General features: G+C 66.5%; 23 protein-coding genes. All 23 read left to right on the forward strand.

Features of this window, described 5'->3' with window-relative positions; translation table 11 throughout:
• Positions 1–58: 58 nt before the first annotated feature.
• The 23 genes from GTK09_RS06320 to GTK09_RS06420 all read left to right on the forward strand — a co-directional run bounded on the left by GTK09_RS06320 (position 59) and on the right by GTK09_RS06420 (position 13,668).
• Positions 59–799, forward strand: a complete 741-nt coding sequence (locus GTK09_RS06320; RefSeq protein ID WP_163462036.1) for an AAA family ATPase — start codon at positions 59–61, stop codon at positions 797–799.
• Positions 799–1,422: a hypothetical protein gene (locus GTK09_RS06325; protein WP_163462039.1), complete on the forward strand. Its 624-nt coding sequence runs from the start codon at positions 799–801 to the stop codon at positions 1,420–1,422. Before GTK09_RS06320 ends, GTK09_RS06325 begins: the two co-directional genes overlap by 1 nt.
• Positions 1,419–1,790: a transcriptional regulator gene (locus tag GTK09_RS06330; protein WP_163462041.1), complete on the forward strand. Its 372-nt coding sequence runs from the start codon at positions 1,419–1,421 to the stop codon at positions 1,788–1,790. The genes GTK09_RS06325 and GTK09_RS06330 overlap by 4 nt, the downstream gene beginning before the upstream one ends.
• Positions 1,783–2,031, forward strand: coding sequence for a hypothetical protein (locus GTK09_RS27350; protein ID WP_246217744.1), 249 nt, complete (start codon positions 1,783–1,785; stop codon positions 2,029–2,031). The genes GTK09_RS06330 and GTK09_RS27350 overlap by 8 nt, the downstream gene beginning before the upstream one ends.
• Positions 2,032–2,105: 74 nt before the next feature.
• Positions 2,106–2,255: a hypothetical protein gene (locus GTK09_RS27355; RefSeq protein WP_246217745.1), complete on the forward strand. Its 150-nt coding sequence runs from the start codon at positions 2,106–2,108 to the stop codon at positions 2,253–2,255.
• A complete protein-coding gene (locus GTK09_RS06335) occupies positions 2,252–2,968 on the forward strand; it encodes a helix-turn-helix domain-containing protein (RefSeq protein ID WP_246217746.1) in 717 nt (238 codons plus the stop codon). Before GTK09_RS27355 ends, GTK09_RS06335 begins: the two co-directional genes overlap by 4 nt.
• The gene (locus GTK09_RS06340) at positions 2,965–3,636 is read left to right on the forward strand and encodes a DUF3164 family protein (RefSeq protein WP_163462045.1); all 672 of its coding nucleotides are present in this window, start codon (positions 2,965–2,967) and stop codon (positions 3,634–3,636) included. The genes GTK09_RS06335 and GTK09_RS06340 overlap by 4 nt, the downstream gene beginning before the upstream one ends.
• 10 nt (positions 3,637–3,646) lie before the next feature.
• Entirely contained in the window at positions 3,647–3,979 is a 333-nt protein-coding gene (locus GTK09_RS06345; protein ID WP_163462047.1) for a hypothetical protein, read from the forward strand.
• Complete coding sequence (locus tag GTK09_RS06350) at positions 3,976–4,332, forward strand: hypothetical protein (RefSeq protein WP_163462049.1); 357 nt, start codon at positions 3,976–3,978, stop codon at positions 4,330–4,332. Before GTK09_RS06345 ends, GTK09_RS06350 begins: the two co-directional genes overlap by 4 nt.
• Positions 4,329–4,808 (forward strand): hypothetical protein, encoded by a 480-nt coding sequence (locus GTK09_RS06355; protein ID WP_163462051.1) that lies wholly within the window; start codon positions 4,329–4,331, stop codon positions 4,806–4,808. The genes GTK09_RS06350 and GTK09_RS06355 overlap by 4 nt, the downstream gene beginning before the upstream one ends.
• Entirely contained in the window at positions 4,805–5,245 is a 441-nt protein-coding gene (locus tag GTK09_RS06360) for a hypothetical protein (RefSeq protein WP_163462053.1), read from the forward strand. Before GTK09_RS06355 ends, GTK09_RS06360 begins: the two co-directional genes overlap by 4 nt.
• Complete coding sequence (locus GTK09_RS06365) at positions 5,242–5,877, forward strand: gp16 family protein (RefSeq protein WP_163462055.1); 636 nt, start codon at positions 5,242–5,244, stop codon at positions 5,875–5,877. The genes GTK09_RS06360 and GTK09_RS06365 overlap by 4 nt, the downstream gene beginning before the upstream one ends.
• Positions 5,874–6,113: a hypothetical protein gene (locus GTK09_RS06370; protein WP_163462057.1), complete on the forward strand. Its 240-nt coding sequence runs from the start codon at positions 5,874–5,876 to the stop codon at positions 6,111–6,113. Before GTK09_RS06365 ends, GTK09_RS06370 begins: the two co-directional genes overlap by 4 nt.
• Positions 6,110–6,805 carry an SAM-dependent DNA methyltransferase gene (locus tag GTK09_RS06375; protein WP_163462059.1) on the forward strand — a complete coding sequence of 232 codons (696 nt, stop codon included), beginning with the start codon at positions 6,110–6,112 and terminating at the stop codon, positions 6,803–6,805. The genes GTK09_RS06370 and GTK09_RS06375 overlap by 4 nt, the downstream gene beginning before the upstream one ends.
• Positions 6,802–7,185, forward strand: a complete 384-nt coding sequence (locus tag GTK09_RS06380) for a hypothetical protein (protein WP_163462061.1) — start codon at positions 6,802–6,804, stop codon at positions 7,183–7,185. The genes GTK09_RS06375 and GTK09_RS06380 overlap by 4 nt, the downstream gene beginning before the upstream one ends.
• Before the next feature lie 100 nt (positions 7,186–7,285).
• Complete coding sequence (locus GTK09_RS06385; protein WP_163462063.1) at positions 7,286–7,960, forward strand: NlpC/P60 family protein; 675 nt, start codon at positions 7,286–7,288, stop codon at positions 7,958–7,960.
• A 59-nt stretch (positions 7,961–8,019) separates the two neighbouring features.
• Positions 8,020–8,652, forward strand: a complete 633-nt coding sequence (locus tag GTK09_RS06390; protein ID WP_163462065.1) for a hypothetical protein — start codon at positions 8,020–8,022, stop codon at positions 8,650–8,652.
• A 77-nt stretch (positions 8,653–8,729) separates the two neighbouring features.
• Positions 8,730–9,152, forward strand: coding sequence for a hypothetical protein (locus GTK09_RS06395; protein ID WP_163462067.1), 423 nt, complete (start codon positions 8,730–8,732; stop codon positions 9,150–9,152).
• Positions 9,125–9,562 carry a DUF2730 family protein gene (locus GTK09_RS06400; RefSeq protein WP_163462069.1) on the forward strand — a complete coding sequence of 146 codons (438 nt, stop codon included), beginning with the start codon at positions 9,125–9,127 and terminating at the stop codon, positions 9,560–9,562. The genes GTK09_RS06395 and GTK09_RS06400 overlap by 28 nt, the downstream gene beginning before the upstream one ends.
• Positions 9,559–9,885, forward strand: coding sequence for a VpaChn25_0724 family phage protein (locus GTK09_RS06405; protein WP_163462071.1), 327 nt, complete (start codon positions 9,559–9,561; stop codon positions 9,883–9,885). Before GTK09_RS06400 ends, GTK09_RS06405 begins: the two co-directional genes overlap by 4 nt.
• A gap of 2 nt (positions 9,886–9,887) precedes the next feature.
• Positions 9,888–10,469, forward strand: a complete 582-nt coding sequence (locus tag GTK09_RS06410; RefSeq protein WP_163462072.1) for a DUF3486 family protein — start codon at positions 9,888–9,890, stop codon at positions 10,467–10,469.
• Positions 10,466–12,073 (forward strand): hypothetical protein, encoded by a 1,608-nt coding sequence (locus GTK09_RS06415; RefSeq protein WP_203560908.1) that lies wholly within the window; start codon positions 10,466–10,468, stop codon positions 12,071–12,073. The genes GTK09_RS06410 and GTK09_RS06415 overlap by 4 nt, the downstream gene beginning before the upstream one ends.
• On the forward strand, positions 12,067–13,668 hold the full coding sequence (locus GTK09_RS06420) for a DUF935 domain-containing protein (protein ID WP_163462073.1): 1,602 nt from the start codon (positions 12,067–12,069) through the stop codon (positions 13,666–13,668). The genes GTK09_RS06415 and GTK09_RS06420 overlap by 7 nt, the downstream gene beginning before the upstream one ends.
• The last annotated feature ends 4 nt before the right edge of the window (positions 13,669–13,672 follow it).

A 13,672-nucleotide genomic window follows, 5' to 3' on the forward strand; every position in this document is an offset into this window, starting at 1 on the left:
AGGCGACAAAAAAAGAGCCCCGGCGAACCGGGGCCCATCAACAGATGCGGAGAGAAGAATGGACATGCCAACAGCAAACGTCAACCGATCGACGGCGCCGCTCAAGAACGTCGTTAACATGATGGTGCTGATCGATGCGATGCGCTCGCGTGATCAGCACTCCTCGAGCCTCGCCTTGTTCTCCGGCCCGTCCGGCTACGGCAAGAGCTTCGCCGCCCGCTACGCCCAGAACGCCACGCAAGGCATTTATGTCGAGGTCAAGTTCGGTTGGACGCGGAAGATCTTCCTTTCGTCGCTCCTGATCGAGCTCGGCGAGACGAGCCCCCGCGGCACCTGCGGCGACATGTATCTGGAAATCGTCAAGCGCCTCGGCGGAGATCCGACGCGGCCACTGATCATCGACGAGGCCGATTACCTGCTCGCCAAGGGCCTCGTCGAATACGCCCGCGACTTCGGCGACTCCACCGGTGTGCCCGTCATCCTGATCGGCGAGGAGAAGCTTCCGAGCAAACTCAAGGCCATCGAGAAGGTCGACAACCGGGTGCTCGAACGGGTGCTGGCCGTGCCCTGCGACCTCGACGACGCCAAGACGCTCGCCCGTCTGCTCTGCCCCAAGCTCAATCTCGCCGATGATCTTCTCGCCCATCTCCTCGAGAAGACGAAGGGTCGGACCCAGCGGCTGGTGAACACCTTGAACGACGTCCGCAAGTTCGCGCGGCGCGCCGGCGTCGAGCAGCTCGACGTCGAGAGCTACCACGGCCCGATCGACACGGCCGCCGTGCCGATGAGGACCGCCTGATGAGCGCGATCCTGGAATTTCGAACGGCGCCGGGCAAGCCGGTGCTGCGCGGCCACGCCTTCTTCTGGAGCGTCATTCGCGAGCTTGGCGCGGAAGGTGGTCTGGTCTCGGTCCATGCCGTGCTTCAACGGACCAACCGGACAGAGCGATCGACGGTCGCCGACTATTTCCGGCGGCTGGAAGCGGCCGGGATCATCGAAGACAGCGGCGAGCGGGAGACGCTCCACAAAGGCAGGGATACGCCGCTCTATAAGCTCCTCAAGACGCCGTTGGCGACGCCGCGGGTCAACCGCGACGGAACTCCCGCCCAACAGGGTCGCGGCCAGCAGCACATGTGGAACGTGCTGCGTGGCCCGGAAAGCCGCGGCGGCCTCACGGCCGATGACTTGGCGCTGAGGGCCGCCACGGAAGAGATCCCTGTCTCGGTGCATAGCGCTAAAGCCTTTTTGAAGCGTTTGAACGCAGCGGGGTACCTCGCCCAGGTCAAGCACGGCCTGTGGAAGCTGAAGCCGGCGATGGACACGGGACCACTGGCGCCGCTGATCCTGAAAACGAAGGTGGTCTACGACCAGAACCTGCGCGAGGCGCAGAGCCCCCTCGAGGCCGAGGAGGATCGTCCATGACCTTTCTCGAGAAGGCTCGCACGAGCTGGTCACCGGCACCCGACTGGATCGAGGAGCTGGCGCTGTTTGCCGACGCGCAAGGCCTCAAGGGAGCCGCCTTGCGGACCGGCGTCGGCGGGTCGACGATTAGCCAGGTCCTGTCGAAGAAATACCCCGGCGTCCTCGGGAACGTCGAAGCCCGGGTGCGCGGCGCGCTGATGCGAGAGACCGTGGACTGTCCGGTCCTCGACGAGATGCGCCGCGACGTCTGCCTCAACTGGCAGGCCAAGCCCTTTGCCGCGACCTCCTCGCTGCGGGTCTCGATGTTCCGGGCATGCCGCTCCGGCTGTCCCCACTCCAAACACACGAGAGGAACCGACCATGAGTAAGCAAACCCTGGCGCCCCTGTCGGCGCGCATTCGCGAACTGCGGACGTTCTTCGGCGAATACGACCGCGCCGGCGTCGTCCTCGGCGGCGTTGCCGTCGATGCCCTGGCCGAGCGCCTGCGGAGCTTCGAGATCGACGCGGCCGACCTGGAGCGCGGGCCTCGGCCTCGCCCCTTCCCCGCCCGCCCCATGTCCGAGATTGCCAGGCGCTATGCCGGGACGGCTGCGGGAGCGGCCCGATGATCCCCTCGATCAGACAGCCAGTGATCCGGACTCCGGTGGAAAGGATGCTCCAGGCCGAGGAGCTCATCCGGGCGATGCGCCGGAGGATTATCGACCCCAGGCGGGCCGCTGCGGCCGAAGAGGCCGTGGTGGCGATCGACAACGCCATCGCAGAACTCGTCGCTGCCCGCGCCGAGATCAACGCCGGACATCTCGTCCGGGCTGCCGATCGGGTGGCGTCATGAACGCCATCCGCACCATCACCGCGGCCGTGGCGGAGATCCGCGGCGTGGCGCTGGCCGACATCCTGTCGGACCGGCGATCCAAAGAGATCGTCAGGCCCAGGCACGAGGCGATGTATTTCGCCAAGACGATGACGCCGGCGACGCTGCCGGCGATCGGGCGGCGTATGGGCGGCCGCGATCACAGCACGGTCCTCAGTGGCATCAGGAATATCGAAGCCCGGATCGCCACCGAGGCAGGCTATGGCGACGAGATCGAGGCGATTGGCGCGATCATCGCCAAGCGGCTGCCCGGCGAGGGCAAATTTCAGCTGGTGCCTGCCGAGGACATCGACGTCGAGACGCTGGCGCGGCGGATCGAGGCAGCGGTCGCGGCGGGCGAAACCATCTCCGTCTTCGCCGACGAGGTCGCGGCGCTGGCCTCCCGGTTCGTCGAACTCGACCGAAAGGTGATCGAGCTTGGCTCGAAGATCGCTGCGATGGCGCGGCGCGAGGCCGAGTTCGCCGAGCGGCTGGCCGCGCATGAGGCCCGAACCCTCGCCTCGACAGTCACCATCGCCGCGCCGCACCCGGCGCCGGTGCAGGCGGTGATCGATGCGTTCCGGCAGTTCGAAAGCGACCGCTTCAGCGCCCGCGAGCGGTTCGCCCAGCAGCAGCTCGATCGAGCATTGAAAGCACTTCAAACCACCGTCGAACAGAAGGACATCGCAGCATGAGCGCGGCCATTCAGGACCTGCCGACCAACAACGGAACGAGCCTGCCGCCGGGTGCGGTGGAGGTCGGCGGGAAAGTCTACCTGCCAGATTCCAAGGGCAATCTCGTGCCGATCGACCTCGTGAAGCCGGAAGACCGGCTGGAAGACGAGATGGTGCGCAAGTGCCTTGCCTTCGCCGAGGACCTCTCTTCCCAGATCGCCCGGTTTCGGGGGCACACGATGGAGGACATCGGCGCCTTCCAGTCGATCCTAGACCAGGAATACGGCGCCAAGCGCGGCGGGGCGAAGGGCAACGCCACCTACATGAGCTTCGACGGTCGGATGAAGGTGCAGGTCCAGCAGGCCGACCTGATCGAGTTCGGCGCGCAGCTGCAGACGGCGAAGAAGCTGATCGACGAATATCTGACGGCGCTCACGGTCGACGCCTCGGCCGAGATCCAGGTCTTCGTCAACCGCGCCTTCGACGTCGACAAGGAAGGCCAGGTCAATCGGTCGGAACTGTTCCGGCTGCGCCGGCTGCAGATCGACGACAAGCGCTGGCAGGACGCCATGCGGGCGATCTCGGAAGCCATCCGGGTCGTCGGTTCGAAAGAATACGTCCGCTTCTACAAGCGCGAGAGCCATGACGGCGCCTGGCAGGCGGTCACCATCGATCTGGCCAAGGCGTGAGGAGGCGGAGATGGCGGAGATCGACACAGTTAAAGTCGCCAGCCTGATGGGCCGCATCGACGAAGAGCTCGCGCAGGTCGGACCGGCGCCGTCGATCCGCGATTACGACGGTTGGCGCACCCACCAGGGCGCCTACCGCAAGATCATCGACGGGTTGGTCGCTGAGGAAGGGGCTGCCTATCGCGCTGGCTCGGGTGACGGCTATCGGCTGGCCATGGCCGGCATCGCGACCACCTGCACCGGCGGCGATGCAGGCCTCCTGCGCAACTGGGTCAACGCGGCCTCTCGCCGCCTTGCCGCAATGCGGGCAGCGCCGGCCTCGTCGGATGGTGGTGCAGCATGACCGCGCTACCCGAGGCCCGGATCATCGTTACGGTTCCGCTTGCCAGGGGCGGCGGCAGCCGGGTGGTGGCGATCGACGAGCGCGAAGTCTGCCATGTCTGCACCGTCGACGATCGCCGCGAGGGCCAAGCGGCCGATCAGAGCTTCACGGCCGAGATCGCCCAGGAGATGGCGCGGCGGGTGCTGGCCGGCGACGAGCGGGCGCAGACGGCGCCCGGCATGCTGCGAATCCTCGCGGCGGCGGTGCTGATGCTCCACCAAGAGACCCTCGAATTTGCCGAGGAGATCATGGAGCTCCGGGAGCAGGAGAGCGACCTCCTCGACGGGATGCCGACAGAAGGTGTCACGGGATGAGCGACGTGCGCACCTGCCGCGAATGCGGCATCAGCCACATCGAGCAGGGAGACGAGATCGACGGCGAGCCGCTGTGCTGGGCCGAGGACGATCTCTGCTCGCGCTGCCAGGACGTCCTGTTCAAGCAGCAGGAAGCGGACGCGGCGCGCTATCGGTATCTGCGGAACCGCAGCACCACCTCAGCCGCGATCGCCGAGGGCGGCGTGTTTGGCGGGCAGATCCCGGACAATCTCATCCTCGGCGGCGAGGATCTTGACCGGGCTATCGACGCGGCCATCAGCCAAAGCGCCGGGCGCTACGGGGACACGCTGGAGCGACGGTTGGCGCTCTGCCTCGCCGAGATCGTCGACCAGCCGCTGCTCACCGGCCGGGACGAGCCGGGCGGCTTCTCGTCGCCGCTGGAGATCCGGCTCGGCTTCTTCAAGCCGGAGCTGTCGGAGCGCGCGGCCGAGCTGCTGGAAGAGGTGGGGCTGTGACACGTATTGAAGAACTGAGAAGCCTGCTCGAAAAGCTCGATGCGGCGAAAGGCCCGGATCGGCAGATCGACGCGGCGCTGATGGCGCTGCTCTACGTCCGAGGACGTAGGAACCTCGGAACTCAGGAGAATTCCGGCCCAGGCGGTAGGTGGGTGCCTGTCGAGGACGACGTCTGGATCGACCCGGCGACCGACAAATGGGTGAGTACGGGGGCCCTCGACTTCACAAGGTCGCTCGACGCGGCAATCCGCTTCGTCGAACGCGCGATTCCGCAAGCGGAGTGGGAGGTAAAGTCCAAGACGTCTTACCGCGACTTCGGCCTTGCTTTCGTCCGACTGAACGATCTGACCCGTGTAGGGGGCGAGTGTGAAACCCCGACGCTATCGCTTCTTGCCGCCGCTCTTGGCGTCATGATCCGGCAGGATGGTCGCTCATGACCGCGCTCGCGATGATGCACGTCGCCAAGCGCGACCTAGGCCTCGACGACGACACCTATCGGGCGGTGCTCCTCCGGGTAACCGGCAAGCGGTCGTCGAAGGACATGAGCGAGAGCGAACAGCGGGCGGTGCTCGACGAATTCCGCCGGCAGGGCTTCAAGCCCGCCCTTCGACAAGCTCAGGGTGAGGGTCGCGGGAAGACGAAGCCGCTGTCCGGCCCCTACGCCAAGAAGGCGCAGGCGCTTTGGATCGCGCTGTGGAACCTCGGCGCGGTCGAGGACAAGCGCGATTCCGCGCTGCTCGCCTTCGTCTGCCGGCAGACCGGCATCGAGCGGACCGAGTGGGTGCTCGATGCGAAGCACGGCCGGGCCGTGATCGAAGCGCTGAAGGGCTGGTGCGCTCGCGAGGGGGTGGATTGGAGCGATGGTGGTCGGCACGGATTTCAGATTGCGCTGGCGCAGTGGTCCCAGCTTCAGCTCATCGACAGGAGCGCTACACGCGGGTTTTGGGTCGAGATTGCGTCGATCCTGAAACGCAGCGTCGTTGTCGATAAGCCCACCGACGCCGAATGGATCACGGTGATGAACGCGCTCGGCAAGCGGATCCGGGCACGAAAGGCGGGCTCGTCATGAGCCGGCGCAAGCGCAAGCCAGTCACTGCGACACTCTCGGCCGAGGCGCTGGAGCGGATCGCGGCCGAGGTCTCGCCAGGCCATGCCGGCTGGCGGAGCCAAGGTTACCGCCTCGCCAAGGGATGCCGGCTTTGGCGCCGCACGGATGGCACTTGGACGATCCGGTTCGTCTATCAGGATCCGGCCGATAAGAGCTTCTCGTTCACGGCGATCGTCAAAGGCGTCGTCTTCGCATGACCGGCGCGGCGATCCCTCGCTCGGTGGGCGGTCCGCGCCTCGAGGCGGCGGATTCGCTCGACTATTTTCCGACGCCGCCCTGGGCGACGCGGGCGCTGTTTGCGGAGATCTTAGGGACGAAGGCGTTTCGGGATCTCGACGTCGAGGAGCCCGCCTGCGGCGAAGGGCACATGGCCTATGTGCTGCAGGAGGTTTTTGGGACGGTGCGGGCGAGCGACGTCTTCGACCATGGCTACCGCCTCGGCGGTGACTTCGCCCTGCGCGACTTCCTGGAACCTGAAGCCTGGGACGGGATCGCGCGGCCCGACTGGATCATCACCAATCCGCCGTTCGGCACAAAGCTGCTGGCCTTCATGCGCCGGGCTCTCGCAAGGGCGCGGACCGGCGTCGCCATCTACATGCCGACCGTCAAGCTCGATGGGATCAACCGCCATCGCGTCGTCTACGGCTCTCAGCCACCGCACACGATCGCCCAGTTCGTCGAGCGGGCGCCCTGCCACAAGGGGCGCTGGGAGCCGGACGGTGGCACCTTCACCTCCTATTGCTGGGTGATCTGGCGGCTCGACCGCGCGGTCAGAGATCCCGTCGTCAAGTGGATCCGGCCCTGCCGCTCGCGGCTGACCTACAGCCGAGACATCGAGCTGTTTGGATGGCCCGCCGAAAGCGGTGAACCTCTGGCGGAAGCGCTATGAGCGAGCGGCTGGAAGACGAGCTGATCGCGCTGCTCGGGGCGGAGGACTTCATCCGCCTGGTCGAGGCCTATGGCGGCGAGCGGCGCTACATCCCAAAAAGCGAGACTGGCACCGAGATCTCGGGAACGCTCGGAGAAGATGTTGCCGGGAAGCTCGCCAAGCGGTTCGGCGGCGACGAGCTTTCGATCCCTCTTGCCCGCGCCTTCCGGGCAAGACACTATCGCGCCGATCGGCTGAACAATCGCGAGATTGCCAAGCGCCTCGGAATCAGCGTCAACGGTGTCGAGAAGCTGTTCCGCCGCCGCCCCTCCGCCCGGCCGCCGCGCCGGCGCCAGGTCGACCCGCGCCAGACCGACCTCTTCGGTTCGCCCGGAAACTGACACCCGGAAGCCGGCAGCCGGGACATGTCCCGACTGATACCCCGCCGCCCCATCCCGCATGGTCGGGCCTCGATCGTCCATGCGCGAGAGGCACCCCCCGATGCAAAAAGACATCGTCAAGACCTTCCAGGGCCGGCTCCAGGGGCTTGGCTACTATCACGGCGAGATCGACGGCGATGCCGGCACGATGACGTCCTCGGCGACCGTGGCATTCAAGACCGCCCACGGACTCGCCGCCCGCGACTATGTCGGCCCGATCACCATGACGACGCTTTTCTCGACGGCCGCGAAGGCGGCACCGATCATCGTTCCGCCTTCGCTGATGCCGTCCGTCGATCCCTCGCTCGACTTGCTGCTCGCAGAGGCACGAAAGTGGATCGGGCTGAAGGAAATTCCCGGGCCGGTCGACAACGAGCAGATCGTCAAGTGGGGGAAGGCCGCTGGCATCACCTGGTGGAACAACGATGACGACGCCTGGTGCGCCGTCGCCATCAATGGCTGGCTGGTCGCCTGCGGGTTCCCCTCGACGAAGTCGGCGCTGGCGCGCTCGTTCTGCAATTACGGCAAGCGCATCACCGTGCCGGTGCCCGGCGCGATCGGCGTCATTCCGCGTGGATCCAGCCCGACCTTCGGGCACGTCTTCCTGATCGAGAAAGTCCACGCCAACGGCACCGTGACCGCCATCAACGGGAATGTCTCGAATATGGTGAAACGGTCGACCTACACGATCTCGTCGATCCTCAACGACGGCCTGCGGCTGCCGATCGCCGCCTGATCTCGGCCTGGCGGGGCAGCGTCTCCGCCCCTTTCAAACTGCTTTCGAAGAGGGTTTCCATGCGTTTTCTCACCTTCACCGCCGCCCTGTTCGGCGCCGTCGTTTCGAGCTTCGGCGCGGCGCCGGCGATGCCGGCGGTGACAGATCCGGAATTTCAGGTTTCGCGTTTCTGGAGATACGTCGCCGCCGGCCTCAACTTCGCGATCCTTTTCGGTCTCGTCGCGCTGCTCTTCGTTCTCGTCTTCGCCGGCATCGCCCATGCCGAGGTCGCAGCGCCGGCGCTGGTCGACCTCGGACCGATCGCCGGGGCGCTGATCGAGATCCTCGCTCCGATGGCGTTGGCGCTTCTCTCGGCGCTCGCAGCCTGGGCCTTCGCGCTGTTCCGCAAAAAGACCGGGTGGCAGATCGACGGCGAGGTCGGCAAGATCGTCGATCAGGGCCTCGGCAAGGCTGTCGACTACGCGGCCGAGAAGCTGAAGGACCGTGCTGCCGGCGGCATTCCGATCGCGCTGAAGAACGAGGCGATCAGCATCGCCGCCGGCTATGCGGCGCAGAAGCTGCCCGGGGCGCTGAAGCATTTCGGGATCACCGATCAGGGCGACCACCGGCTCGCCGAGATGATCGAGGCGCGGCTCACCGACTGGCTCGTCGATCCGGAGACGGAACGGCTCGGCGCCATACAGGCAGCCTGACGGCAGTCGACGCAATGTCGACCGCGGCGCCGACGCGTGCCGCGGCATTCCGATTCCAGACAGCAGGATCTTCTTGAATGTCCCGTGGCCGCGTCGTCGACCTCTTCACTGCAACCTTCTTTCCCGATCCGGCCCGTCCTGTCGAATGGCTTTCGCTTCTCGGGCTCGCCGGATGGGCGCAGTTTCTTGCCGGTGACCCGGATGTCCTGCAGCGCGACAGCTACACCGCGTTTAACTTCCTTCCGGCCTGGGGCTGGGTGCTGCTGATGGTGAGCGTCGTCGTGGTGCATCTCGCGGCTATGGTGCCGGCGACGCGCCAACGAGCGACCCTGCGCTTCCTCGCCATGGCAATCGCCGCGGGGCTGTGGACCATCGTCGCGCTCAGCTTCTGGAACGGCCAGGCGATCACCACCGGCGCCCGCATGTATACGGCGATCGCCTTTCTCACGGCGATGACAGGAGTGTGGCTCGGATGGAACCGACCGCAGAGGCGCCCATGAAGGAACTCGTCGATCTTGCCGGCAAGCTCGCCAGCACGGCTGGCCCCGCAGTTGCGGCAATCGTCGTCGTGCTGATCGTCCTGATCGTCGGCCTGAAATGGTCCGGAGTTCTGGCGACGGTCGGGAACAAGAAGACGCTCATCGACGACGGCCAGATCAGCGCGGTGACCCAGGGCATCGCGTCGATCGCCGAGAAGGTCGACGGGATCGAGGCGCGGATCTCCCACGTCGAGAGCGACGTCCAGCACCGCGCCACCCGGGAAGAGGTGCACAAGCTGGAGCTGTCCTTCACCCGCATGGAGGGCCGCTTCGAATCGATCGATCAGCGCACCGCCGCGACGGCCCACGGCGTCCAGCGGATCGAATCCTTCATGTACGAGGCCGCGATGCGCGCGAAGGACGGGAAATGAGAGGGATGAACTTCGAGGGCTTCTCCGACGCCTATGACGAGAGCGCGCGCCTGTGCATTCTGCGGTGCCTCGCCGAGCAGGGCGATTATCGCCTGACGGATTCGATGCTCGATGACTTGATGTCGGACCGCTACGCGATCAACCGAGGGCGCGGCTATGTCCGCACACAGCTCGCCTGGCTCGAACAGAGCGCCGGCGCGGTGAGGTTGATCCGTTCGTCCGAGCCCGTCGTCATTGCCGTCCTGACGGAAGCCGGCGCCGATCATGTCCTCATGCGATCCGTCCTGCCGGGCATCAAGCGGCCCTCCGCCGGAGGTCGCTGAAGATGAGCCGGCGGCGGCGCAAGGGCGAAGGACGCGGGCGTCTGTCGGCGATCGACATGCTGCCGGAGATCGCTGGGCCCGACATCCAGTGGGCAGTCGACGAGTTGATCGCAAGCCAAAGGCCACAGACCGAGATCCTCGCCGAGTTCAACGAACGGCTGGCGGCGATCGGCCTCGGCCCGATCTCGTCATCCGCCTTCAATCGGCATTCGCTGCGGATCGCAGCCACGACCAGGCGCATGAAGGAGACCCAGGAGGTCACGCGGGCGATCACGGATCGGCTCGGCCCGGATTCCGGCGACCAGATGACGGTCGGCCTGGCGGTGCTGCTGAAACAGGCTGCCTGGGATCTCGCCGAGCAGGGCCGGCTCGATCCGGAGAACGTGATGTTCCTCTCCCGCTCGCTGCAGGCGGTTGTCGGTGCGCAGAAGACCAGCGCCGACGTGCGGCGCGCTGCCCAGGCGGAAATGCAGAAGAAGCTCGACCAGGCGGCGGATGCCTTCGAGAAAGTGGCCGGTGAAAAGGGCTTCTCGGCCGAGACCGTCGAGGCGATCAAGGCCCGCATCTTGGGCGTCGCGTCATGACCCGGCCGGTGACCGAAGCCGAATGGGCCGAGCTGCGGCGCGAGGCAATGGCCGTCATGCCATCCGAGGTCGCCGGGCTTCCGGATGTGCTCCTGACATATCAGCAGGAGCTGGTCGCTTCGGTCTCGGCCAACGCGTTGACGGTGACCGACAAGTCTCGCCGAATCGGCGCTACCTGGGGCGTCGGCGCGGCGGCAGTCCTGACCTCGGGCTCAAAGCGCTCCGCCGGCGGGATGGACACGCTTTATCTCGGCTACAATCTCGACATGGCGCGGGAGTTCATCGACACCTGCGCGATGTGGGCGCGGGCGTTCAACCAGGCCTGCTCGAAGGTCCAGGAATACCTGTTCACCGAGGAAGGCGAGAAGGGCGAGGACCGAGCGATCCAGGCATTCCGGATCACATTCGCTTCCGGCTTTGAGATTGCGGCTCTCTCGTCAAAGCCCCGGTCACTGCGCGGCCGCCAGGGTTTCGTCATCCTCGACGAGTTCGCCTTCCACGACGATGCCGAGGAGCTGCTCAAGGCCGCGATGGCGCTCTTGATCTGGGGCGGCAAGGTGTTGGTGATCTCGACGCACAACGGCGTCGACAACCCGTTCAATCTGCTGATTCAAGAGATCCGCGAAAGGCGACGGCCCGGCAACGTCGTCCGCTGCACGTTCGACGACGCGCTCGAACAAGGCCTCTATCAGCGGATCTGCCTCATCCGCGGCCGGGAATGGTCGCCAGAGGCCGAGGCGAAGTTCCGGGACGAGATCCGCGCCTTCTACGGCGACGGCGCGGCCGAAGAGCTTGATTGCATCCCCGCCCAGGGCTCCGGCGTCTATCTCACCTCGGCGCAGATCGAGGCCGTCATGGTGGCGGACGCACCGGTCTTCCGTCTGTCCTGCCCGGCGGGCTTCGAGCTCAAACCGGATGCCGAGCGCGTCGCCTATGTCCAGGCGTGGCTCGAGCAGACGGTGGCGCCGCATCTCGAAACGCTCGATCGACGGCTCCGCCATTCCTACGGCTTCGACTTCGGCCGGTCCGGCGACCTGTCGGTGTTCGTGCCAGTGGTCGAACAGCGGGACCTCGTCCGACGCGTGCCCTTCGTCGTCGAGCTGCGCAACGTGCCGTTCCGCCAGCAGGAGCAGCTGCTGTTCTGGATCGTCGACCGCCTGCCTCGCTTCGGCAACGGCCGCCACGACGCCCGAGGTAACGGTCAGTTCCTCGCCGAATACGCCATCCAGCGCTACGGGGCCCTGGCGATCGAGGCGGTGATGCTGAGCCAGGCCTGGTATCTGGAAAACATGCCGCCGATGAAGGCGGCGATCGAGGACCGCACGCTGCTCATCCCGCGTGACGTCGACCTCAAGGCCGACCTGCGGCAGATCCAGATGGTTCGGGGCATTCCAATGGTGCCGAACGACGCTCGCACCAAAGGTTCGGATGGCGGCCAGCGGCATGGCGACTTTGCCGTCGCGCTCTGCCTCGCCCACCAGGCCGCAAAGGCCGACGTCATGGAATACGGCTACACGCCGGCCTCCGCCCTCGATCAGGCCGGCGGGCTCGGCTTTGCGACCGGCGGGACGAGCCTCAATACGGGGGACCGAACGCTATGGTGAAGGCTGCGATCGTCCGCTTCCAGGATCGCTGGGGTCGCTCGCCGGAAGCCTCGACGCTCGGCTCGGAATTCGCGACACCGCAGGAATGGGGTCCGCGCCGGGTGATCGGCGACGCGGTCGTCTCCGGGCTCGGCCCCGAGCGGCTCGCCGGGATCCTGCGCCAGTCGGCCGACGGCGATGCGCGCGCCTATCTCACCCTCGCGATGGAGATGGAGGAGCGCTACCTCCACTACGCCTCGCAGCTGCAGACCCGGCGCCTCGCCATTGAGGGCATCGCCGTGACGATCGAGCACGACGAGGCGGTGCCCGCCAGGATCGTCGATGCCGTCAACGATCTGGTCGAGGATCCGGACTTCGAGGAAATGGCCGGCACCCTCACGGACGCGATCGGTAAGGGCTATGCGGTCTCCGAGATCATCTGGGACTATCAGCGCGGGATGCTGCGCCCCGTCGACTTCCGCTGGCGGGACCAGCGCTTCTTTCAGTACGACGAGGCAACCCGGACCGAGCTGCGGCTGCGCGACGATGCCGATCCGCGCAACGGGCTGGCGCTGCCGGCGGCAAAGTTCATCGTGCACGAGCCGCGCACACGCATGGGGCTGCCGATCCGGCGCGGCATGGCGCGTCCAGCCGCCTGGGCGTTCCTGATCCAGAGCTTCGCCCTCAAGGACTGGGCGAGCTTCGCAGAGATCTACGGCGTGCCGCTGCGGATCGGTAAGTTCGGCCCGAACGCGTCGGACGCCGATAAGCGGATCCTGCTCCATGCAGTGAGGGCCATCGCCAACGACGCGGCCGCGATCATCCCGGCCGGGATGGAATTTGAATTCGCCAAAGTCGAAGGCCAGCACGGCGCCGCCGTCTTCGGCGGGCTGATCGACTATGTCGACAAACAGGTCTCCAAGCTCGTCCTCGGCCAGACGATGACGTCCGACAACGGCTCGTCCCGTGCCCAGGCCGAGGTTCACAACGACGTGCGGCTGGATCTCCAGGCGGCGGACGGAAAGCAGCTCGGTCAGACGATCACCCGCGACCTGGTCGTGCCGTTCGTGGCGATGAACTTCGGGCCGCAGGAGATCTATCCGCGCGCCACTTATCAGGTGGCGGCTCCCGAGGATCTGGAAGGGCTGAAGAGCTACGTGACGGCGCTTGTGCCGCTCGGCCTGAAGGTATCGCAGCGCGAGATGCGCGAGCGCGGCGGTCTGTCGGAACCGGAGGACGGCGAGGAGCTGCTGGCCGCGCCGATTGCGAAACCGGAAGAGCCTGGCAAAGCGCCCGCGGCGCCGACGACGAAAAACGCTCCCAACAAGAGCGAGCCGCCGCCCGCGACGCTCGCCGCCCGGGCTGCGCCTCGGACCGACGCCATCGACCGGGCGGTCGACGAGATCCTCGGCGACTGGGAGCCGCTGATCGCGCCGATGATCGCCGGGCTGGAGGCGAAGCTCTCGGTGGCGGCGGACGAGGCGGAGGCCCGCGCGATCCTGACGGCGCATCTCAGCGCGATGGACCCGAGCGCATTGGCCGAGAAACTGACGCAAGCCGTCTTCGCTGCTCGGCTCGCCGGCGAGGCCGACGAGCCGCTGACAAGCGAGGCTTGAGGGC

It is taken from the genome of Jiella pacifica, assembly GCF_010500815.1.
GTDB classification, from domain to species: Bacteria; Pseudomonadota; Alphaproteobacteria; order Rhizobiales; family Rhizobiaceae; genus Jiella; species Jiella pacifica.